Here is a 21333-nt window from a genome sequence, read left to right on the forward strand (position 1 = left end):
GCACCGAATTCAACCGCTCGTTTCAAAACAAAAGGGGAGACCGATCGTGAAGCATCTCACATCCATCGCCACGGGCGCCCTGCTGGGCCTGGCGGCTCTGGCCGGCCCAGCGGCCGCGCAGGGGTCCAACGCCAGCCTGACCATCGTGCGCGAGGTCGACAGCGACCGCTACGATCCCCACCGCTCGACCGCCCGCGCGGCCTCCGAGGTCATCTTCATGATGGCCGACACGCTGGTCTCGCTCGACCACGACATGTCGACGATCAAGCCCGGCCTCGCCACCTCCTGGACGGTGTCGCCGGACGGCAAGACCTACACCTTCAAGCTGCGCAACGACGTCTCCTTCTGCGACGGCAAGAAGATGACGGCGCAGGACGTGGTCTACTCGATGAAGCGCTGGATCGACCCCGCCACGCGCTCGCCGGTGCGTTGGCGCGCCGGCAAGGTCGATGACATCGTCGCCGTCGACGACACCACGGTCGAGTACAAGCTGACCGACCCCTTCTCCGAGCTGCTCTACCAGCTCACCCAGAGCTTCGCCGTCATCATGGACAAGGCGAATGTCGAGGCGCTCGGCGCCGATTTCGGCGTGAAGGGCTTCAACGGCACCGGCCCCTATTGCTGGGGCGACTGGAAGCCGCGCAATGAATTCCGCCTGAAGAAGCACGCCGCCTACAAGTGGGGCCCGCCGATCTACGAGAACAAGGGCGCCGCCCAGATCGACGAGATCGTCTGGCGCATCGTGCCCGAGGAGAACACCCGCCTCGCCGCCGTCATGACCGGCCAGAGCCAGGTCACGCAATACGTGCCCTATTCCGGCCTGTCGCAGATCCGCGCCAACCGCAATCTCAAGCTCGTCGACTCCAAGGAAGCCTTCTGGACCTATTTCGTCGGCTTCAAGATAGACAAGGACGGCGTCAACGATCCCGCCGTGCGCAAGGCCATGGTGATGGCGGTCGATCAGAAGGCGATCGCCGAGAACCTCTATTTCGGCGAGGTCGAGCCGGCCTACAGCTACATCTCCACCGAAGCGCTCGACTGGAACAAGTCGGTCACGCCGATCAGGACCAATGTCGCCGAGGCCAACAAGATCCTCGATGCTGCCGGCTGGGTGAAGGGCGCCGACGGCTTCCGCGCCAAGGACGGCAAGAAGCTCGCGCCGGTGGTCTATGGCTTCACGGGCTCGACCTGGCAGAAGCTGATGGAGGCGATCCAGGGCGACCTGCGCAAGATCGGCGTCGATCTCAAGGTCCAGCTCTTCGACGCCACCATCGCCTGGGGCAAGCTGGCGACGCAGGAGTTCGACATGTTCGGGATGAGCTTCCCCTACATCTCGGCCGGCGACGCGCTGAATCTCTACTTCCCCTCCGCCAACGCGCCGACGCCCAACCGGATGAACTGGAAGGACGCCGAGACGGATGCGCTGCTGAGCAAGGGCATGACGGCGCTGAACGATGCCGACCGCGCCGCCGCCTATGGCGAGGTGCTGAAGAAGGTGCATGAGGCGGCGGTCTGGCTGCCGCTCTATCACGAGCCGATGAAGATCGCGGCCTCGGCGCGGCTGGCTCCCTTCAAGGCCCACAACATCTACGGTTGCGGCCTCTACAAGGGGCTGGATCTGAAGTTCGTGCGTTGATTTGCCATTCCCCTCCCCCTTGTGGGGAGGGGCCAGGGGTGGGGGGCGCAAAGCTAGAGCGAGCCCTCTGCAGCGTCCGCCGGGACACTCTTGCAACGTCGTCTGGCGATCGATCGCCAGTCGGGGCCACCCCCATCCCTCTCCCTTCCCCACAAGGGGGAAGGGAAGCACCATCTCCCTTATGGGCCGCCCAAGCCGGAGACTGCCATGCCGATCACCCTCATCGCCAACGCCAGCTGGATCGTCGCCTACGACGCCAAGGCCAAGGGGCATGTCTATCTGCGCGACGGCGATGTCGCCTATGACGGCGACCGGATTGTCCATGTCGGCGGGACGTTCAAGGGCAAGGCGGACGTGACGGTCGACGGGCGCGGCAAAATGGTGATGCCGGGTCTCGTCAACATCCATTCCCATCCCTCGTCCGAGGCGATGACCAAGGGCTGGAACGACGAGCTCGGCTCACCGAAGATGTACGGCACGGCGCTCTACGAGTTCATGCCGCTGTTCCGCTGCGACGCGCAGGGGATCAAGTCCTGCGCGCAGGTGACCTATTCCGAGCTCTTGATGTCGGGCGTCACCACACTGGTCGACATGTCGGTCGCCTGGGATGGCTGGCTCGAGACCTTCAAGGCCTCGGGCCTGCGCGGCGTCTTCTCGCCGATGTACCGTTCGGCCCGCTGGTACACCGACAACGGCCATCTCGCGAAATACGAATGGGACGAGAAGGCGGGCGAAGCCGCCATGGCCGCCGCCATGAAGCTGCTCGACCAGGTCGCGGCCGACGATTCGGGACGCCTCTCCGGCATGGTCTCGCCCTCGCAGATCGACACCTGCACGCCCGAGCTGATCCAGGCGAGCTATGCCGAGGCCGAGAAGCGCAAAGTTCCCTTCCAGATCCACGCCGCTCAGAGCGTCGTCGAGTTCCACGAGATCACCCGCCGCCACGGCATGACGCCGGTCGAATGGCTGGAATCGCTCGATGTGCTCGGGCCGTTCTCGATCATCGGCCACGGCATCTTCCTCGACCACCACTCCTCGGTGAAATGGCCGGCGACGGACGATCTCGGCTGCCTCGTCGAGACCGGCACCAGCGTCGCCCATTGCCCGATCGTGTTCCAGCGCCGCGGTATCGCAATGCAGAGCTTCGGGCAGTATGTCGCCGCCGGCGTGAATGTCGGCATCGGCACCGACACCTATCCCCACCACATGCTCGAGGAGCTGCGGGCCGTCTGCATCGGCTCGCGCATGATGGCGGAGGATGTGTTCGATCTGCGCACCTCGGATGCCTTCAACGCCGCGACGCTGGGCAGCGCCAAGGCGCTCGGCCGCGACGACATCGGCCGCCTCGCCAAGGGCGCCAAGGCCGACATCGTGCTGGTCGATGTCACCCATCCGATGATGCGGCCGCTGCGCGATCCCGTGCGCAGCCTGATCTATGCCGCCGGCGAGCGCGCCGTGACGACGGTCATCGTCGACGGCGTCACCGTCGTCGACAACGGCAAGGTCCTGACGATGGACTACGCCGCCGCCGCCGCCGAACTCGAGGAGGCCCAGCGCCGCGCCGAGCCCAAGGTCAAGGACCTCGACTGGGCCAAGCGCGACCATCTCGAAATCTCGCCGCTGACCTTCCCGACACGCGGCTGATCGCGTCCCGCTGCGTCGGCAAAGGCGGAACCCGCGCGGGACGCCGCCGGCGCTCGAGGCCGGGGCAGGGGTCGCCTGCGTCAGCCCGCCGCTTGATCTCGCGGTGCAGCCAGCCTACCGTCCGGTAGGTTGGTGCATCGTGACGGGAGGCCGGCATGTCCGCAGTCGAGAAGATCGGAGCCGAGGGAACGCTCGCGCGATCGCCCTATTTCACCGAGGAGCATGAGGCGCTGCGCGACCAGGTCCGCCGCTTCGTCGAGACCGAGATCAAGCCCCATGCCCTGGCCTGGGAGGAGGCGGGCTTCGTCCCCCGCGAGGTCCTTCGGAAGATGGGCTCACTCGGCTTCCTCGGCATCCGCTATCCGGCCGAGTACGGCGGCTCCGAGATGGACACGATGGCGACCGTCGTCTTCGCCGAGGAACTCGGCCGCTCGACCTTCTCGGGCGTGGCGATCACCGCGCTCGTCCACACCGACATGGCCTCCGTCCACATCGCCAATGCCGGCAGCAAGGCCCAGCGCGACCGGCTGATGCCGGCCATCATCGCCGGTGAGAAGATCGTCGCTGTCGCCGTGACCGAACCCGACGCCGGCTCCGACGTGAAGGGCATCCGCACCACGGCCCGGCGCGAGGGCGACAGCTATGTGCTGAACGGCGCCAAGGTCTACATCACCAACGGCGTCCATGCCGATCTCTACTGCGTCGCCGCCAAGACGGACCTTGCGGCCAAGCCCTCGCAATCGGTCTCGATCTTCCTGGTCGAGAAGGGCACGCCCGGTTTCCGCGTCGCGCGCGAGCTGGACAAGCATGGCTGGCGCTCCTCGGACACAGCCGAGCTCGTCTTCGAGGATTGCCGCATTCCCGCCGAGAACCTCCTCGGGCAGGAGGGCCGCGGTTTCTACGCGATCATGAGCAACTTCCAGAACGAGCGCACCGTGATCGGCGCCATGGCGATGGGCGAGGCCCAGGCCGCGATCGACCTGACGCTGGACTATGTGAAGACCCGGAAAGCCTTCGGCGCCCCGCTCTGGGACAAGCAGGCCATCCGCCAGAAGCTCGCCATGCTGGCGGCGAAGGTGGAGGCCGGCCGGCAGCTCGTCTACCACGCCGCCTGGCTCGACGCGCAGGGCGTCGATGCGACGCGCGAGGTCTCGATGGTCAAGGCCTACTGCGGCGAACTCGTCAACGAGGTCATGTACGCCTGCCTGCAGTTTCATGGCGGCATGGGCTATATGCGCGAGAGCACGATCGAGCGCATGACGCGCGACGCCCGGGTGCAGGCCATCGGCGGCGGCGCCACCGAGGTCATGCTGGAAGAGGTCGCCAAGCGGCTGTGAGCGCGGCGACCGACAGTCTCGCGCGGGAGGCCGCCCCCGGCGGGTCGCGCCGCCTGATCCTCGACACGGCGGCGCGGCTGCTGCGTTCGGGCGGCTATCACCAGACCACGCTGCGAGAGATCGCCGAGGCGGTCGGCATCCGCAAGGCGAGCCTCTATCACCACTTCGCCTCCAAGGAGGAGATCGTCGAGGCGGTGGTCAATGACGGAGTGCGCTTCGTACACGACGCGGTCGTGGCTGCACTGGCGGAGACGGCGGGGGCACAGCCCGATCGAAGGCTCGATGCGGCGATCACGGCCCATCTGACCGCCCTCCATGGCCAGCGCGACTACACCACCGCGAGCTTCCGCGTCTTCACCTTCGGCGCGACGCCGGTGCCCGAGAGCGTGCGGGCGGCGAGGCGGGCCTATGAGGACGTCTGGCGCGCCCTCATCGCGGAGCTGCAGGCCGCCGGAGCCTTGCCGAAGGAGCGCTCGCCCGACCTGATCCGCTACCTCATCCTGGGGGCGATGAACGGCTCGATCGACTGGTTTCGTCCCGGGCGCTTCGCCACCGCGGATGTGGCCCGGGAGTTCTCGGCCCTCATCCTCGCGCGCTGACGCAAATCGGCATCGCATCGGAAGCGATCGGTCAATTTAACTCGCTTTTGAGGGGTTATCGCCGACAAGCGCCGCATGGTTGGGGATAAATTGACGTTCGGCGGCGAGTTTCGCGATTCCGCGATCGAGCAGGCCTTCACGGTCGCGCGTCACGAAGAGACGCTCAGGCAGTGCCGGCTGCTGTTCCTGCTCTCGGCCGCGCTCAACACGCTCTTCCTGTTGAGCGACTGGCGCTTTGCCGGAACGCCGCATTTCTTCATCGCCGTCCCGGCCCGGCTTTCGGTCGTCATGTTCTCGCTGCTCTGCTTCCTGATGGTCCGGCGGGCGACCGGTATCGGACGCGCTCTGGCCGCGACACTGCTCTGGGAGGCGACGACCGCCGTGGCGGTCGCCTTCCTGGTCAGTTCACGCAGCGATCTGGCGCTCTTCGTGGTGTTGCTGCTGCCGTCGATCTTCTACCTCGTTGCCCCCACCCCCTTCCGCTTCACCCTGCTCATGGGCATCGGTGTCAGCGTGCTGATGCTGGCGGGCTATCTTGGCCGAGGCCCCTATCCCTCGACGCTGCTCGGGCTGGTGCTGGTGCTGGCCATGCTGAACTTCGCACTCAGCCTGGTCGTCATCCATGCCAATCGGCTACGCCGGCTGGAATGGCTGGCGACCCGATCGGAGCGAACGGCACGCGAGGCGCTCGAAGCGAGCCAGGCCCTGCTCGAACGCGTCTTCATGGCGGTCCCGATCCCGCTCGTGGTCACGGCGGTCGCCGATGGCAGCTATCTGCGCGCCAATGAGGCGGCTGTGCGTTATCTGGCGGCGCCCGGCGCAACGGGCCTCGCCGACCGCACGATCGCCGACAGCATCGGGATCGACGATCGACGCCGCGCGATCGCCGAGTTGCGGGATCGCGGACGCATCGAGGCGCTGGAGGTGCCCCTCCGGGACGGGCAGGGCCGGATGCGGGAGGCCGTCATCACCGCGGCCTCTGTCCCGATCGGGCAGAGCCAGGCCTTCGCGGCCGGCATCGTCGATGTCACCGAGCGCAATGCGGCCGCCGCGCAGATGCGCTGGCAGGCCACTCATGACGCGCTTACCGGCCTGCCCAACCGCCTGTTGTTCCAAGAGCGGCTAAGCGAGGCGCTCGGTCGCGACATTCCGGGTGTCGTCGCCCTGTTCCTGATCGATCTCGATGATTTCAAGGCGGTCAACGACACGCTCGGCCATGATGTCGGCGACCAGCTGCTGGTCGCCGTCGGCGACCGGCTGAGCGCCGTCCTCCAGCCCGGCGATGTGGTGGCGCGGCTGGGCGGCGACGAGTTCGTGGTCATCGCCGAGCTGCCGGACGGCTTCGATGCCGCCGCCAAGGCGCAGCGGCTTCTGCAGGCCGTGCGTCAGCCGCTGGCCGGCGTGGAGATCGCCGGCCCCATGCGGGCCAGCATCGGCTTCGCCCTCGCGCCGCAGCACGATGACGAGGCCGGCGAACTGCTCAAGGATGCCGATCTCGCCCTGTATCGGGCCAAAGCGCTCGGCCGCAACATGGCGATTGTCTACGATCCGGCCATGCGCGAGGCGATGAACGCACGCGTCGAGATCTGCAGCGCGATCTGCGAGGCGGTCACACAGGGGCGGATCCTGCCGTTCTACCAGCCGCAGATCGATCTGCGCAGCGGGGCGGTCGACGGTCTCGAGGTGCTGGCGCGCTGGGATCATCCCGACCGCGGCATCGTGCCTGCCGGTTCTTTCCTGCTCGCCCTGCAGGACCCCGAGACGGCGCGCCAGATCGGCGAGGCGGTGCTGACGCGCGTTCTCGCGGACCGGTGCCGCTGGCGCGACGAAGGCCTGGCGGTGCCGCGGCTCTGGATCAATCTCGCGCCCGGCGTGTTCCGCGATCCGCTGTTTGCGGAGGGGCTGCTCGACAGGCTCCGCACCGCGGGACTGGCGGCGGAGCAGTTCGGCGTCGAGGTCACGGAGAACGTGCTGCTGACCCGCAAGGGCGACCAGGCCGGACCGGCCCTGCACCGGCTGCGGGCCGCCGGGATCAGTGTCGCGCTCGACGATTTCGGCACGGGCTATGCCTCGTTGACCCATCTGCGGCGTTTCCCCGTCGATGTCGTGAAGATCGACCGCTCCTTCGTCGCGCGGATCGGCGAGCAGGGCGAGGATGCGGCGATCGTGCGCGCCGTCGTGGCGCTCACGACCGAACTCGGCCTCGATGTGGTCGCCGAGGGCATCGAGGCGGTGTCGCAGCAGGAGTTCCTGCACGCCCATGGCTGCCGCTACGGCCAGGGCTATCTCTACGCGCCGGCCGTGGCGGCCGACGACGTGCCGCGCCTGCTCGCGCGAAAGGACCTGCGGCCCGCCATCGACGCAGGGCAGGGCGGCGTCGTCCCCGCCTGACGCCAGGGCGCAGGCTTTGCTAGCCTCGCCTGATGCGGGCTGTGACCGGTCCGTCCCTGGAGACCTGTCGACCCATGCGCGCCTTCTATCATCCCGACCAGTCGATGCACGATCCGCAGCAATACCTGCGCTATGGCCGGGTGGTCGCGCCGAAGGACCTGCCGGAGCGCACCGCACGCCTGCTCGCGGCGCTGGAGCGGCACGGCATCGCGCCCGAGCGGCCGGCCTCGCACGGCACGGGCCCGGTGCTGGAGATCCATGATGCCGGCTTCGTCCGGTTTCTCGAGACGGCCTGGGCGCACTGGCAGGACCTGCCGGCCGAGCGCGGGCCGGAGGTCTGGCCGAGCACCTTCCCCTATTGGAGCGGCCGCCCTGAAGAGGCCGTCCGTGCGCCCTGCCGACCGACCGGCTTCATCGGCCAGCTCGGCTGGTATCTCGGCGACATGTCGGTGCCGATCGGCGAGCATTGCTGGCGCTCGACCCTGCTCTCCGCCCAGACGGCGGTGACCGCGGCCGATGCCGTTATCGCGGGCGAGCGCGCCGTCTATTCGCTCTGCCGCCCCTCCGGCCATCATGCCCGTGCGGATCGCGCGACGGGCTTCTGCTACCTGAACAACACCGCGATCGCCGCCCAGCGCCTGCGGTCCAAGTTCGGTAAGGTCGCGATCCTCGATGTCGATGCCCATCACGGCGACGGCACGCAGCAAATCTTTTATCGCCGCGACGATGTGCTGACGATCTCTGTTCATGCCGACCCGTCGAACTACTATCCGTTCTACACGGGCTATGAGGATGAACGCGGCAATGGGCCAGGCGAGGGCTTCAACCTCAACCTGCCGCTTCCGCATGGCGCCGGCGGCGCCGAGATGGCGGCCGCCGTCGACAGGGCCGGCGAGGCGATCAAGGCCTTCGGCGCCGACGTCGTCATCGTGGCGCTCGGCTATGACGCCCACAGGGACGATCCCATCGGCGTCTTGAAGCTCGACGCCGCGGATTTCGGCACCATCGCCACGAAGGTGAAGTCCTTCGGCCTGCCGACGCTGGTGGTGCAGGAGGGTGGCTACGCGATCGAGGCGATCGGCGAGTGCCTCGACGCGTTCCTCGGTGGATTCAAGGCGTAGCCAGATGCGTCATGGTCGGGCTTGACCCGACCATCTCGTAACAAGGGGAGCCTGCCAGTCTAAGGGGCTCACGCGGCAAGAGATTCTCGGGTCGCCCATCGGGCGCCCGAGAATGACGAGCCCGCGTCAGATCACCGCCTCGATCAGGAACGGCCCCTTGCGGCCGAGAGCGCCCTTGAACAGCTTGGTGAATTCCTCGGCGGTGGTGGCGCGTGCCGCCTCCACGCCCATGCCGCGGGCCATCGCAACCCAGTCCAGCGCCGGCTCGTCGAGGTTGAGCATCAGCGTGGCGTTGCGGCCGAAATCATTGACGCCGACGGCGCGCATCTCGCCATGCAGGATCGCATAGGTCCGGTTGGCGAAGATCACGGTGACGATGTCGAGGTTCTCGCGCGCCTGCGTCCACAGGCCCTGGACGGTGTACATGCCGGACCCGTCGGCCTGCATGCCGATGACCTTGCGATCAGGACAGGCCACCGCCGCGCCGACGCACATCGGGATGCCCTCGCCGATCGCGCCGCCGGTCAGCTGCAGATAATCGTGCTGCGGTGCATTGTGGCACTGCTGGTAGAAGACGCGGCCCGACGAGACCGACTCGTCGCAGATGATCGCGTTCTCGGGCAAAAGGCGCGCCACGATGGTGCAGACCTTGTCGGCGTCGAGGGTGCCCGTGGGCAGCGCCGTCTCGGTCTGCGCCTTGGCGATGAAGGCGGGCTCGACCTTGGTGGCGCCCGTCTCTTCCGCCAGCGCATCGAGCGCGCCGACGAGGTCGTCGCCCATCTTGCCGAGCGTGGTCACGGTGCAGCCGTCATGAATGAGCCGGCCGGGCTTTCCGGGATAGGCGAAGAAGCCGACCGGGATCTGCGCGCCGACCAGCACGAGCAGGTCGACGTCCTTCAACTGTTCCAGCGCCATGTCGACGGGGTAGAACACCTTGGGGATCGCGACGCGCCCGGCGCCACGCTCGATGCGCCCGTTCGACATCTGCCCGTACATCTTGCAACCGGTCGCCGCGCAGATGCGCGCCGCCGTTTCCAGCGCCCCGGCGCGCAGGGACGCGCCCGTCATCATCAGCGCCGCGCGTGAGCCATGCTGGCGCAGCGCGGCGGCGACCTCGCGGATGGTCTCGGCCGCGACCGTCCGGAAGGCCGGAACGGGCGTCGCCTTGACCTCGGCCGGCTCGACCGAGCCCCAGGCGCAGTCGCCGGGCAGGATCACGGTCGCGACGCCCGGCAGCGACATCGCCGCCGCATAGGCCTCGCCGATCGCGGGCCCGACATCCTCCGGCGTCGCGATCCGGTGCACGTAATGCGACATCGGCCGCGCCAGGCTCTCGATGTCGCTGGTCAGCGGCGCGTCGTTGACGAGATGATAGGTCGCGTGGTCGCCGACGACGTTGAGCATCGGTGTCCAGGCGCGCCGGGCGTTGTGCATGTTCGCGAGCGCGTTCGCCATGCCCGGCCCGCAATGCAGCAGCGTCGCCGCCGGCTTGTCGGCCATGCGGGCATAGCCGTCGGCCGCGCCCGTCACCACGCCCTCGAACAGGCCGAGCACGCAGCGCATCTCCGGCTTGCGGTCGAGCGCCGCGACGAAATGCATCTCGGAGGTGCCGGGATTGGCGAAGCAGACATCCACGCCATTGACGAGCAGCGTGTCGCAGAGGCGGTCGGCACCGTTCATTCGGAATATCCCACGGAAGAGAATGGAAGGGTCGTCAAAGGGACGCACAGGGGAGGGGATGTTCCCGATCCTGTCAAACGAGAGAATGTCATCGCTGTCCCCAACCCTGGTGATCGACGGCTTGACGGATTTGCATATGCATTTAACCTCCGATGGAACGAAGGTTGCATCCGGCTGCGCCATACGCTGCGATGGGCTCCAGCCCTCGGGCAGCGGGTTGGACATCACAACAGGGGAGTTTCGTCATGACGGGTTTGAAGCGTTGGAGAACGGCGGCGGGTCTCGGTCTCGCGGCGGCGCTGGTCGCCGGCGGCGCGCAGGCGCAGACCAAGGTCAACATCGGCATTTCCGGCTGGACCGGCTTCGCGCCGCTGACGCTGGCCAAGGAGGCCGGCATCTTCGCCAAGAACGGGCTCGACGTCACCATCAAGAAAATCCCGCAGAAGGACCGCCATCTCGCCATCGCGTCGGGCGACATCCAGTGCGCGGCGACCACGGTCGAGACCTGGATCGTCTGGGACGCCGCCGGCGTGAAGACCAAGCAGATCTTCCAGCTCGACAAGAGCTATGGCGCCGACGGCATGGTGACGCGCAACGCCACCGCGTCGATCAAGGATCTCAAGGGCAAGACGGTCGCGGCCTCGGCGCCGGGCACCTCGCCCTATTTCGCGCTCGCCTGGTTCCTGAAGGAGAACGGCATGTCCGTGAAGGACGTGACCGTGGTCAACATGGAGCCCGGCCCCGCGGCGCAGGCCTTCATCGCCGGCCAGAACGACGCAGCCATGACCTATGAGCCCTTTCTCTCGGCCGTGCGCGAGCGGCCCGATGCCGGAAAGATCATCGCCACCACGCTCGACTACCCGATGGTGATGGACACCTTCGGCTGCACCCCGGCCTTCCTCGCCGCCAATGACGCGGCCGCTGCTGCGCTCACCAAGAGCTATTTCGAGGCGCTCGAGATGATCGCCAAGGAGAAGGACAAGGCCTTCGGCATCATGGGCGCCGACGTCAAGCAGTCCGCAGAGCAGTTCGGCAAGTCGGCCGCCTTCCTGAAATGGTCTGACGCCGCCGGCAACAAGGCCTTCTTCTCGGGCGAGTGGCAGGCCTTCTCGGCCAAGGCCGCCGACCTGCTGCTGGAGATCGGCCTGATCAAGGCCAAGCCCGATCTCGCCAGCCTCGTCGAGACGAAATACGTCGCCGGCAAGTGAGCTGACCTCGGTCACCGCCGAGCAAGGCGCGGGGAACCCTCTCCCCACAAAAGTCGGCAGTAGCCGACTTTGACACTCCGGACGCTGATCTCGGGCAGGCCCGAGATCAGGGAGAGGGCAGGGTGAGGGGTCGGCCGATTGACGCTTCGGTCGTGAGCTCACCGCTGCTTCGTTTCGTATTCGGCGCTTCACTGGTCCAGGGGCCGACACCTCACCCCTACCCCTCTCCTTACAGGAGAGGGGATCCCGCGCTTCCTCTCGTCAGCGACGTCATCATGAAACCCCTCCAGCCGGTCTCCGCGTCCTCTCGCGTCGCCTATGGCGTCGCCTTTTTCGCGCTGTTCGTGGCGCTGTGGTCGGTCGCGACCTTCGGCGGCTATGTCCAGAAGCTGTTCCTGGCCGACCCGCTCACCATGGTCCGCGAGGGCTACAACCTTCTCTTCCAGTATGGCTTCGCCTTCGACATCGGCATGACGATCTGGCGCGTCGTCGGTGGCTTCGTGCTGGCGGCACTCGTCGCCCTGCCGATCGGCATCGCCATGGGCGCCTACAAGCCGGTCGAGGCCTTCCTCGAGCCGTTCGTCTCCTTCGCTCGCTATCTGCCGGCCTCCGCCTTCATCCCCCTGCTGATCCTCTGGGCCGGCATCGGCGAGGCGCAGAAGCTGCTCGTCATCTTCATCGGCTCGGTCTTCCAGCTGATCCTGATGATCGCGGTGGCGGTCGGCTCGATCCGGCGCGATCTCGTCGATGCCGCCTATACGCTGGGCGCCACCGACACCTCGGTGGTCAGGCGCGTGCTGTTGCCCAATGCGGCGCCCGAGATCGCCGAGATCTTCCGCCTCGTGCTCGGCTGGGCCTGGACCTATGTCATCGTCGCCGAGCTGATCGGCTCGTCCTCTGGCATCGGCCACATGATCACCGACAGCCAGGCGCTGCTGAACACCGGCCAGATCATCTTCGGCATCATCGTCATCGGCCTGATCGGCCTGGTCTCGGATTTCCTGTTCAAGGCGGTCAACCAGCGCCTGTTTCCCTGGGCGCAGAGATAGTCGGTCGCAAGATGAGCAAGCTCCTGGTCGAGAACGTCGGGAAGATCTTCCCGGCCCAGCGCGGCGGCCAGCCGACGCGCGCCCTGATGCCGACCTCTCTCAGCGTCGACGACAACGACTTCATCGCCATCCTCGGGCCCTCGGGCTGCGGCAAATCCACCTTGCTGCGGATCATCGGCGGGCTGGAGACGGCGAGCGAAGGCCAGATCATGCTCGATGGCGCCCCGGTCTCCGGGCCTGGCGCCGATCGCGGCTTCGTCTTCCAGAGCTATACGCTCTTCCCCTGGCTGACGGTCGTCCAGAACATCGCCTTCGGCCTGCGCGAGAAGGGCATCGGCGAGCGCGAGCGGATTGACATCGCCCGTGGCTGGGCTGAGCGGGTCGGGCTGGCGAGCTTCGTCGACCATTTTCCCAAGCAGCTCTCCGGCGGCATGCAGCAGCGCACCGCGATCGCCCGCGCGCTGGCCAACGACCCCAAGATTCTGCTGCTCGACGAGCCCTTCGGGGCCCTCGACAATCAGACGCGCGCGCTGATGCAGGAAATGCTGCTCGGGATCTGGGAGCGCGAGCGCAAGACCGTTCTCTTCGTCACCCATGACATCGAGGAGGCGATCTTCGTCGGCTCGCGCGTCGTGGTGATGAGCGCCAGGCCCGGCCGCATCAAGGCCGACATCGCGGTCGACCTGCCCCATCCGCGGCCCTACACCATCAAGACGAGCCCTGAATTCGTGGCGCTGAAGGAACGACTCGTCGAGGAGATCCGCTCCGAGGTGATGGCGGCCGGGCATTGAGCGCGGCGCCACCCGCCGCCGAGACCCTCGCGACTCATTGACACGCCTCCGTGATGATGCTTGTTTCAATTCCAATTGGCCTGACCACATGGCCAAAGCGAGCTTCCCGAAAGAGGAAGCCGGGGATGGAAACCGGGAGCAGACTGTGCCGCTCGAAACTGTCGAGTCGCCACGCCTTTATCGTCAGATCGCCGACCAGCTCCGCCATCTCATCGATCGGCGCGAGTATCCGGTGGGCGGCCGGCTGCCGCCGGAGCGCGAGTTGGCGGAAAAGCTGGGCGTGTCCCGCCCCTCCGTACGGGAAGCCCTGATCGCGCTCGAGGTCGAGGGGCGGGTCCGGATCCGCATGGGATCGGGCGTCTACGTCATCGACAAGCCCGCCGGTCTCCCCGCTCTGGCGCCGCTGGCCGAAGAGGCGCCGGAGGGACCGTTCGAGGTGCTCAAGGCGCGCGAGCTGATCGAGAGCGCGGTCTGCGCGGAGGCCGGCTCGCAGGCCGGTCGCCACGATGTCGCAAGCCTGGACGCCATTCTCGCGCAGATGGAAAATCCGAATCTGACCGGTGACGAGCTGGTTGCGCTCGATCGGGCCTTCCATGTCGCCATCGCCGCCATCCTCGGCAATGCCGTGCTGGCGCGCTTCGTCGGGCTGCTCTTCGATCAGCGCATCAACCCCTATTTCCGGCAGCTCGCGAGCTACTTCGAGAACGCCGACTCCTGGCGCGAGGCCGTGGCGGAGCATCGCGAGATCCGTGACGCGATCGCCGAGGGGCGAGGGGAGGCGGCGCAGGCGGCGATGCGGCAGCATCTGCAGCGCTCGCAGGAGCGGTTCTCGCAGAGCTTCGGCGAAGGGCCCGCTCCGGCGGGTTCGGCGCGGCGGGACGGCGTGCAGGCCAGCACGCGGCAAGGCGGGAGGGAGAGCGTCGTGACCCGCCTCGTCAGGAAGAACTGACGCTCGCAGACCACGACAACAAGAAGCACGACAACAAGAAGACTGAGACGACCAAGGCAACGAGAGCGATCCCACGGGAGGGACCAACATGATGAAGACCTATCTGACGATGGCGGCGGTGGCCGCGAGCCTGATCGCGGTCGGCGCGCCGGCCCAGGCCCAGACCAAGCTGAAATGGGCGCATGTCTACGAGACCTCCGAGCCCTTCCACACCGAATCGGTCTGGGCGGCGGACGAGTTCAAGAAGCGCACCAATGGCCGCTACGAGATCACCGTCTATCCGGCCTCGCAGCTCGGCAAGGAAACCGACATCAACCAGGGCCTCACCCTGGGCACGGTCGACATCATCATCTCCGGTTCGAGCTTCGCCGCGCGCTCCTTCGCGCCGATCGGGGTGACCTACTACCCCTTCACCTTCCGCAGCCCGGAGCATCTGCTCGCCTACACCAAGAGCGATGTCTTCACCGACATGGCCAAGGGCTATCAGGAGAAGACCGGGCACCAGATCGTCTCGGTGACCTATTACGGCACGCGCCACACCACCTCGAACCGGCCGATCAAGAGCTGCGCCGACATGAAGGGGCTCAAGATCCGTGTGCCCGACGTGCCGGCCTACCTCGCCATGCCGCGCGCCTGTGGCGCCAACACCGCGCCGATCGCCTTCGCCGAGGTCTATCTCGCGCTGCAGAACGGCACCGTCGAGGCGCAGGAGAACCCGCTGACCACGATCGAGGCCAAGAAGTTCTACGAGGTCCAGAAGCACATCGTCCTGACCGGTCACATCGTCGACCACCTCAACACGGTCGTCGCCAAGCAGCTCTGGGACAAGCTCTCGCCCGAGGATCGCAAGATCTTCAGCGAAGTCGCGCAGGAGGCCTCCGCCCGGGCGACCAAGAAGATCCAGGCAGACGAGGTCAAGCTCGTCCAGTTCTTCAAGGACAAGGGTCTGACCGTGACCGAGGTCGACAAGGCCGACTTCCTCGCCAACGTCCAGAAGAACGTCACCTTCGAGCAGTTCGGCTATCGCAAGGCCGACTGGGAACGCATCCAGGCGATCAAGTAAGTCGCTATCTTGCCTCCTCGCGGTGACCGCTCGGTCATCGCGGGGAGGCGCAGCCGACGAAGCCATCCAGAGCCGCTGACACAGCTCACTGGATGGCTTCGCTGTGCTCGCCAAGACGATGGCCGCCGCGGCCGAGCTCCTCACGACTGGACCAGCCTATGACCACAGCCCCCGAAATCCACACGCCTGTCACCGGCGAGGAACTCGCCCACGTCTTCGACGAGGCGCCGCCGCCGGCGGACCTCTCGGTCTACGGCGTCGAGGACTGGATCACGCTGGCCGCCTTCTGGGTCATGGTGGGCTGCGTCATCCTGCAGTTCTTCACCCGCTACGTCCTCAACAACTCCTTCGCCTGGACCGAGGAGATCGCCATCAACGCGCTGGTCGTCGTGGTCTTCCTCGGCGCCTCGCTCTGCGTGCGGGCCTCCCGCCACATCCAGGTGGATTTCCTCTACCGCTACATGTCGGCGCGGACGGGCCGGATCATGGCGACCTTCGTCGATGCCGTGCGCATCGGCTTTTTCGCCTACGGGACCTGGCTGACGTACAAATACTCCTCGCTGATCCCCGATGAGATGATGACGACGGTCGACCTGCCGAAGTCCATCATCTTCAACGCCGTCGTCCTCGCCTTCGCGCTGATGACGCTGCGGGCGCTCCACGTCGCCTGGCAGAACATGCGCCGCGGCTATTCCGTGCTGGAAAAGCCGGAAGCCTTCGACGGCTCGGAGGCCTGAGAACGACCATGCTGATCCTGCTCGGTTCCTTTCTTGGCCTGATGATCCTCGGCGTGCCGGTGGCGATCGCCATGGCCGTCGCCTCGCTCGCTTTCATCATCATCTCGGGCACCGTGCCCGACGTCATCCTGGCCCAGCGCATGATCGCGGGCGTCGAGAGCTTCCCGCTGCTCGCCGTGCCGTTCTTCATCCTGGCCGGCAACCTGATGAACATCGCCGGCGTGACCGGCCGCATCTATGCCTTCGCGGTCGCGCTCGTCGGCTGGATGCGCGGCGGCCTGGCCCAGGTCAACATCATCGGTTCGGTGATCTTCTCGGGCATGTCGGGCACCGCGATCGCGGATGCCGCCGGCATCGGCACGATCGAGATCAAGGCGATGAAGGACCACGGCTATCCCACCGAGGTGGCGGTGGGCGTGACGGCGGCCTCGGCGACGCTGGGGCCGATCATCCCGCCCTCGCTGCCCTTCGTCATCTACGGGATGATGTCGAACACCTCGATCGGCGCGCTCTTCCTCGCCGGCGTGGTGCCCGGCGTGATGATGACGCTGTTCATGATGATCACCGTCGCGATCTTCGCGCGGATCTACAAATGGGGCTCCGACGCCACCTTCTCCTGGCGCGAGATCGGGTCGGCCGGCATCGAAGTCGCCGTCGTGCTCGGCTTCCCGGTCGTCGCTTATGCCCTGGTCTGGGCCGGGCTCGAGGAGAACCTCGCCATTGGGCTCGCGCTCGCGGTGCTGCTGGGGCTCGACTATTACTTCGACTTCTCGGCCGTGATGGCGCTGATGACGCCGGTCATCCTGATCGGCGGCATGACGATGGGCTGGTTCACGCCGACCGAGGCTGCCGCCGCCGCGGTGATCTGGTCGCTCTTCCTCGGCCTCGTGCGCTATCGCTCGATGACCATGCGCAGCCTGACCAAGGCGACCTTCGACACGATCGAGACCACGGCTTCCGTGCTCTTCATCGTCACGGCGGCCTCGATCTTCGCCTGGCTGCTGACGGTCTCCAACACGGCCCAGATCCTGTCGGACCTGATCCTCAGCCTGACCCAGAACAAATGGGTCTTCCTGGTGCTGGTCAATCTCCTGCTGCTGTTCATCGGCTGCTTCCTCGACACCATCGCCGCCATCACCATCGTGGTGCCGATCCTGCTGCCGATCGCGCTGAAGCTCGGCGTCGACCCGATCCATTTCGGGCTGATCATGGTGCTGAACCTGATGATCGGGCTGCTCCACCCGCCACTCGGCATGGTGCTGTTCGTGCTCTCGCGCGTCGCCAAGCTCTCGGTCGAGCGCACCACCATGGCGATCCTGCCCTGGCTGGTCCCGCTCTTCGCGGCGTTGATCGCGATCACCTTCATCCCCGAGTTGACGCTCTGGCTGCCGCGGCAGATGGGGATGGTGCGGTGAGGATGATCCCGGCCCGTGAGGGGGAGCCGGTGGAGGGATGACCGATCCGTGGACGCCCTTCCGCTTCGGCGGCGGGCACACTCTGCCCAACCGCTTCTTGCTGGCGCCGATGACGACGGATGCCTCCGATCCCGACGGAATGGTCAGTGCCGGGGAGCGCGCTTTCGTGCGGCGACGCAGCCTGTCGGGTTTCGGTGGCCTGATCAGCTCATGCGCTTACGTTCATGAGGATGGTCGCTCCTGGAACGGCATCGGAGCGGCAAAGCCCGGGCACCTGCCGAGCCTCGAGGCGCTGGCGGGGGATCTGCGTGCCGGCGGCGGTCTTGCGATCCTGCAGATCTACGACGGCGGCCGCATTGCGCGGCCCGCCCTGATCGGGGAGGGACGGATGCGGGCCCCGTCGGCTGTCGCGTCGCTACGACCCGGCGCGCCGACCCCGCGCGAGATGACCGGGGCCGAGGTCGACGATCTCGTCGGCTGCTTTGGTGCGGCAGCCGAGCGGGCGCGACAGGCCGGCTTCGACGGCGTCGAACTCCATGGCGCCAATCACTACCTGCTGCATCAGTTCTTCTCGCCGCGCGCCAACCGCAGGCGGGACCGCTGGGGCGGTGACCGCGATGCGCGGATGCGCTTTCCGCTCGCCGTGGTGCGGGCGGCCCGAGAGGCAGCGGGGCCGGGCATGGTTCTCGGCTACCGGATCACGCCGTTCGAGCCTGAACCCGATGGTTACGGGCTCGATGACGCGCTCGCGCTCGTCGATCGGCTGGCCGGTCTCGGCCTCGATTACATCCATGTGTCTCTCGATGATTTTCGCCTTCAGCGGCCGCAGCGCGAGGATCGCAACTACCTGGTTGCCTGCGCGCCCACCGGTGGTGACGGCCGCAGCCCGCTGGCAGAAATCCGTGCGGTGATCGCGGGGCGCTGCGCGGTCGTCGCCTGTGGCGGCGTGGGAACGCTCGCGGATGCCCGGGCCGCGATGGCGGCGGGCGGGGATCTCGTGGCGGTGGGCCGGGCGCCCTTGATCGACCCGGACTGGCTTCGCAAGCTCGCCGACGGTCGCGAGGCTGACATCGCTGTGCGTTTCCCCCACGCGCCCGAGGACATCGCGGCGCGCTGCGCGATCCCGCCGCGCATGGTCGACTATCTGCTGAGCCGGCCCGGCTGGATCAAACGTGAGGACGCCTGAGCGGCGCCTCAACCAATCCCCATCCCCGGCAGCTTCAGCCCCTTCTCGCGCGCGCAGTCCTGCGCGATCTCGTAGCCCGCATCGGCATGGCGCATCACGCCGGTGGCGGGGTCGTTCCAGAGAACGCGTTCGAGCCGCTTGGCCGCTTCCGGCGTGCCGTCGGCGACGATGACGACGCCCGAATGCTGCGAATAGCCCATGCCGACGCCGCCGCCATGATGCAGCGATACCCAGGTCGCGCCGCCGGCCGTGTTGAGCAGGGCGTTGAGCAGGGGCCAGTCGGAGACGGCATCCGAGCCGTCCTTCATCGCTTCCGTCTCGCGGTTGGGCGAGGCGACCGAGCCTGAATCGAGATGGTCGCGGCCGATCACGACGGGCGCCTTCAGCTCGCCCTTCGCCACCATCTCGTTGAAAGCGAGGCCGAGCCGATGCCGGTCGCCCAGCCCCACCCAGCAGATTCGCGCCGGCAGGCCCTGGAACTGGATGCGCTCGCGCGCCATGTCGAGCCAGTTGTGCAGATGCGCGTCGTTGGGCATCAGCTCCTTCACCTTGGCGTCGGTCTTGTAGATGTCCTCCGGATCGCCCGAGAGGGCCGCCCAGCGGAACGGGCCGATGCCCCGGCAGAACAGCGGGCGGATATAGGCGGGCACGAAGCCGGGGAAATCGAAGGCGTTCTCGACGCCCATATCCTTGGCCATCTGGCGGATGTTGTTGCCGTAGTCGAGCGTCGGCACGCCCATGCGCTGGAAGTCGAGCATCGCCCTGACATGCTCGGCCATGGAGCGCTTGGCGGCCTGGATTGTCCCGGCCGGGTCACGCTCCTTGCGCTCCTCCCACTCCTCCAGCGTCCAGCCGGCCGGCAGATAGCCGTTGAGCGGGTCATGCGCCGAGGTCTGGTCGGTGACGACGTCGGGGCGAATGCCGCGGCGGACCATGTCGGGGAAGATCTCGGCGGCATTGCCGAGCACGCCGACCGAGACCGCCTTGCCCTTCGCATGCGCCGCCTCGACGATCTTCAGGGCCTCGTCGATGCTGTCGGCCTTCTCGTCGAGATAGCGCGTGCGCAGGCGGAACTCGATCGAGGAGGGCTTGCACTCGACGGCGATCATCGAGGCGCCGGCCATGGTCGCGGCCAGCGGCTGCGCCCCGCCCATGCCGCCCAGCCCGCCGGTCAGGATCCATTTGCCCTTGAGCGAGCCGCCATAGTGCTGCCGGCCGACCTCGACGAAGGTCTCGTAGGTGCCCTGGACGATGCCCTGCGTGCCGATATAGATCCAGGAACCGGCCGTCATCTGGCCGTACATCATCAGCCCGAGCTTATCGAGATGGTGGAAATGCTCCCAGTTCGCATAGGCCGGGACGAGGTTGGAATTGGCGATCAGCACCCGCGGCGCATCGGGATGCGTCCGGAAGATGCCGACCGGCTTGCCAGACTGGACCAGCAGCGTCTCGTCGGCCTCCAGCGAGCGCAGCGATGCGCAGATCCGGTCGAAATCCTCCCAGGTCCGCGCGGCCCGGCCGATGCCGCCATAGACAACGAGTTCGCCGGGCTTCTCGGCGACGTCGGGGTCGAGATTGTTCATCAGCATGCGCAGCGGCGCCTCCGTCAGCCAGCTCTTGGCGGAGAGCTCCGTGCCGTGGGGGCTGCGGATGACGCGGCTGTTGTCGATGCGGGTCATGAACGGCTCCGTTCGTGCTGGGCCGCCGCGTCCAGCGCTGCGGCGATGATGGCGGAGAGGGAGGATTGCAGGGTCGCGGCGATGGCCGCGTCGAAAGTCCAGGGCGCCGCTTCCGTGGCGAGATAGGCGCTGAGCGCCTTTTCCATCTGCAGCGCATGGACGTGTTCGGCGGGCCGGCCGTAATGGCGGGTGATCCAGCCGCCTTTGAAGCGGCCGTTGACGACATGGGTCAGGGGCTGCGCGGCCATCGCCGCTGCTGCGGCGGCCTCCACGGCGGGCGCGCAGCTCTGACCCGAATTCGTCCCGAGATTGAGCGTCGGCAGCGTGCCGGGAAACAGCCGCGGGATCACCGATTTGATCGAGTGGCAGTCCCACAGCACCGCATAGCCATGGGCCGCCTTGACCCGCGCGATCTCGGCCGCGAGCGCGTCGTGATAGGGCTGGAAATAGACGGGGCGGCGCCGCTCGATCTCGGCGGCGTCGGGCAACACCGTCCAGATCGACGCTCCGTCGAAGGTCGTCGTCGGCACCAGCTCGGTCGTGGCCTGTCCGGGATAGAGCGAGACGCCCGACGGATCGCGGTTCAGGTCGATGACGAAGCGCGACAGCTTCGCCTCGACGATCGTCGGCTGGAAGCGCTCCGCGAAGGCATAGACCTCGCGCATGTGCCAGTCGGTGTCCTCGACCAGCCGCCCGCGTTCGTTCAGCGCAGCATCGACTTCTGAGGGCAGCCCGGTGCCGGGATGCGGCATCGAGAGGATGAGCGGGGATGGGCCCCGGGTGACGGTGACGATCGAGGTCATGAGCTTCTCTTCGCGAGCGTTGCGTCTTGTCCATCGAGGCGCGGG

At 67.1% G+C, this 21333-nt stretch carries 17 protein-coding genes; 14 read left to right on the forward strand and 3 right to left on the reverse strand.

Going from position 1 to position 21333, the window contains the following annotated elements:
* Positions 1 to 46 precede the first annotated feature (46 nt).
* The 6 genes from BSY19_RS10470 to BSY19_RS10495 all read left to right on the forward strand — a co-directional run bounded on the left by BSY19_RS10470 (position 47) and on the right by BSY19_RS10495 (position 8728).
* Positions 47 to 1636, forward strand: coding sequence for an ABC transporter substrate-binding protein (locus tag BSY19_RS10470; protein WP_210184423.1), 1590 nt, complete (start codon positions 47 to 49; stop codon positions 1634 to 1636).
* A 207-nt stretch (positions 1637 to 1843) separates the two neighbouring features.
* A complete protein-coding gene (locus BSY19_RS10475) occupies positions 1844 to 3280 on the forward strand; it encodes an amidohydrolase family protein (RefSeq protein ID WP_069054119.1) in 1437 nt (478 codons plus the stop codon).
* A 155-nt stretch (positions 3281 to 3435) separates the two neighbouring features.
* Positions 3436 to 4617 carry an acyl-CoA dehydrogenase family protein gene (locus tag BSY19_RS10480; RefSeq protein WP_069054120.1) on the forward strand — a complete coding sequence of 394 codons (1182 nt, stop codon included), beginning with the start codon at positions 3436 to 3438 and terminating at the stop codon, positions 4615 to 4617.
* Positions 4614 to 5216, forward strand: coding sequence for a TetR/AcrR family transcriptional regulator (locus BSY19_RS28500; protein WP_069054121.1), 603 nt, complete (start codon positions 4614 to 4616; stop codon positions 5214 to 5216). Before BSY19_RS10480 ends, BSY19_RS28500 begins: the two co-directional genes overlap by 4 nt.
* A gap of 90 nt (positions 5217 to 5306) precedes the next feature.
* Positions 5307 to 7607, forward strand: a complete 2301-nt coding sequence (locus tag BSY19_RS10490) for a putative bifunctional diguanylate cyclase/phosphodiesterase (RefSeq protein WP_171905123.1) — start codon at positions 5307 to 5309, stop codon at positions 7605 to 7607.
* 74 nt (positions 7608 to 7681) lie between these two features.
* Positions 7682 to 8728 (forward strand): histone deacetylase family protein, encoded by a 1047-nt coding sequence (locus tag BSY19_RS10495; RefSeq protein ID WP_069054123.1) that lies wholly within the window; start codon positions 7682 to 7684, stop codon positions 8726 to 8728.
* Between the two features lie 126 nt (positions 8729 to 8854).
* Here BSY19_RS10495 and BSY19_RS10500 read toward each other — a convergent pair whose 3' ends face one another.
* Positions 8855 to 10408: an acetolactate synthase large subunit gene (locus BSY19_RS10500; protein ID WP_069054124.1), complete on the reverse strand. Its 1554-nt coding sequence runs from the start codon at positions 10406 to 10408 to the stop codon at positions 8855 to 8857.
* A 245-nt stretch (positions 10409 to 10653) separates the two neighbouring features.
* Between BSY19_RS10500 and BSY19_RS10505 the strand changes: the two genes are divergently transcribed.
* From BSY19_RS10505 to BSY19_RS10540, 8 genes are all read left to right on the forward strand, one after another.
* The gene (locus BSY19_RS10505; protein WP_083247523.1) at positions 10654 to 11616 is read left to right on the forward strand and encodes an ABC transporter substrate-binding protein; all 963 of its coding nucleotides are present in this window, start codon (positions 10654 to 10656) and stop codon (positions 11614 to 11616) included.
* Positions 11617 to 11891: 275 nt separating this feature from the next.
* On the forward strand, positions 11892 to 12665 hold the full coding sequence (locus tag BSY19_RS10510) for an ABC transporter permease (protein ID WP_069054125.1): 774 nt from the start codon (positions 11892 to 11894) through the stop codon (positions 12663 to 12665).
* A gap of 11 nt (positions 12666 to 12676) precedes the next feature.
* Positions 12677 to 13456, forward strand: a complete 780-nt coding sequence (locus tag BSY19_RS10515; RefSeq protein ID WP_069054126.1) for an ABC transporter ATP-binding protein — start codon at positions 12677 to 12679, stop codon at positions 13454 to 13456.
* Positions 13457 to 13601: 145 nt separating this feature from the next.
* The gene (locus BSY19_RS10520) at positions 13602 to 14405 is read left to right on the forward strand and encodes a FadR/GntR family transcriptional regulator (protein WP_069056991.1); all 804 of its coding nucleotides are present in this window, start codon (positions 13602 to 13604) and stop codon (positions 14403 to 14405) included.
* A gap of 91 nt (positions 14406 to 14496) precedes the next feature.
* Positions 14497 to 15468: a sialic acid TRAP transporter substrate-binding protein SiaP gene (locus BSY19_RS10525; RefSeq protein WP_069056992.1), complete on the forward strand. Its 972-nt coding sequence runs from the start codon at positions 14497 to 14499 to the stop codon at positions 15466 to 15468.
* A 158-nt stretch (positions 15469 to 15626) separates the two neighbouring features.
* On the forward strand, positions 15627 to 16205 hold the full coding sequence (locus tag BSY19_RS10530) for a TRAP transporter small permease (RefSeq protein ID WP_069054127.1): 579 nt from the start codon (positions 15627 to 15629) through the stop codon (positions 16203 to 16205).
* Between the two features lie 8 nt (positions 16206 to 16213).
* Positions 16214 to 17620, forward strand: a complete 1407-nt coding sequence (locus BSY19_RS10535; protein WP_069054128.1) for a TRAP transporter large permease — start codon at positions 16214 to 16216, stop codon at positions 17618 to 17620.
* 37 nt (positions 17621 to 17657) lie between these two features.
* The gene (locus BSY19_RS10540; protein ID WP_069054129.1) at positions 17658 to 18806 is read left to right on the forward strand and encodes an oxidoreductase; all 1149 of its coding nucleotides are present in this window, start codon (positions 17658 to 17660) and stop codon (positions 18804 to 18806) included.
* Positions 18807 to 18814: 8 nt separating this feature from the next.
* Here BSY19_RS10540 and hutU read toward each other — a convergent pair whose 3' ends face one another.
* Both hutU and hutG read right to left on the reverse strand, forming a co-directional pair.
* Positions 18815 to 20485 carry a urocanate hydratase gene (gene hutU, locus BSY19_RS10545; protein ID WP_069054130.1) on the reverse strand — a complete coding sequence of 557 codons (1671 nt, stop codon included), beginning with the start codon at positions 20483 to 20485 and terminating at the stop codon, positions 18815 to 18817.
* Positions 20482 to 21288 carry an N-formylglutamate deformylase gene (gene hutG, locus BSY19_RS10550; protein WP_069054131.1) on the reverse strand — a complete coding sequence of 269 codons (807 nt, stop codon included), beginning with the start codon at positions 21286 to 21288 and terminating at the stop codon, positions 20482 to 20484. The genes hutU and hutG overlap by 4 nt, the downstream gene beginning before the upstream one ends.
* Between the last annotated feature and the right edge of the window lie 45 nt (positions 21289 to 21333).

The sequence above is a fragment of the Bosea sp. RAC05 genome (assembly GCF_001713455.1).
In the GTDB taxonomy this organism is placed as follows: Bacteria; Pseudomonadota; Alphaproteobacteria; order Rhizobiales; family Beijerinckiaceae; genus Allobosea.

Coding starts and splice junctions, on each gene's coding strand:
- BSY19_RS10475 (WP_069054119.1), top strand. CDS start 1,844: ATGCCGATCACCCTCATCGCCAACGCCAGCTGGATCGTCGCCTACGAC.
- BSY19_RS10540 (WP_069054129.1), top strand. CDS start 17,658: ATGACCGATCCGTGGACGCCCTTCCGCTTCGGCGGCGGGCACACTCTG.
- BSY19_RS10480 (WP_069054120.1), top strand. CDS start 3,436: ATGTCCGCAGTCGAGAAGATCGGAGCCGAGGGAACGCTCGCGCGATCG.
- BSY19_RS10535 (WP_069054128.1), top strand. CDS start 16,214: ATGCTGATCCTGCTCGGTTCCTTTCTTGGCCTGATGATCCTCGGCGTG.
- BSY19_RS10495 (WP_069054123.1), top strand. CDS start 7,682: ATGCGCGCCTTCTATCATCCCGACCAGTCGATGCACGATCCGCAGCAA.
- BSY19_RS10515 (WP_069054126.1), top strand. CDS start 12,677: ATGAGCAAGCTCCTGGTCGAGAACGTCGGGAAGATCTTCCCGGCCCAG.
- BSY19_RS10505 (WP_083247523.1), top strand. CDS start 10,654: ATGACGGGTTTGAAGCGTTGGAGAACGGCGGCGGGTCTCGGTCTCGCG.
- BSY19_RS10530 (WP_069054127.1), top strand. CDS start 15,627: ATGACCACAGCCCCCGAAATCCACACGCCTGTCACCGGCGAGGAACTC.
- hutG (WP_069054131.1), bottom strand. CDS start 21,288: ATGACCTCGATCGTCACCGTCACCCGGGGCCCATCCCCGCTCATCCTC.
- hutU (WP_069054130.1), bottom strand. CDS start 20,485: ATGACCCGCATCGACAACAGCCGCGTCATCCGCAGCCCCCACGGCACG.
- BSY19_RS10500 (WP_069054124.1), bottom strand. CDS start 10,408: ATGAACGGTGCCGACCGCCTCTGCGACACGCTGCTCGTCAATGGCGTG.
- BSY19_RS10525 (WP_069056992.1), top strand. CDS start 14,497: ATGAAGACCTATCTGACGATGGCGGCGGTGGCCGCGAGCCTGATCGCG.
- BSY19_RS10510 (WP_069054125.1), top strand. CDS start 11,892: ATGAAACCCCTCCAGCCGGTCTCCGCGTCCTCTCGCGTCGCCTATGGC.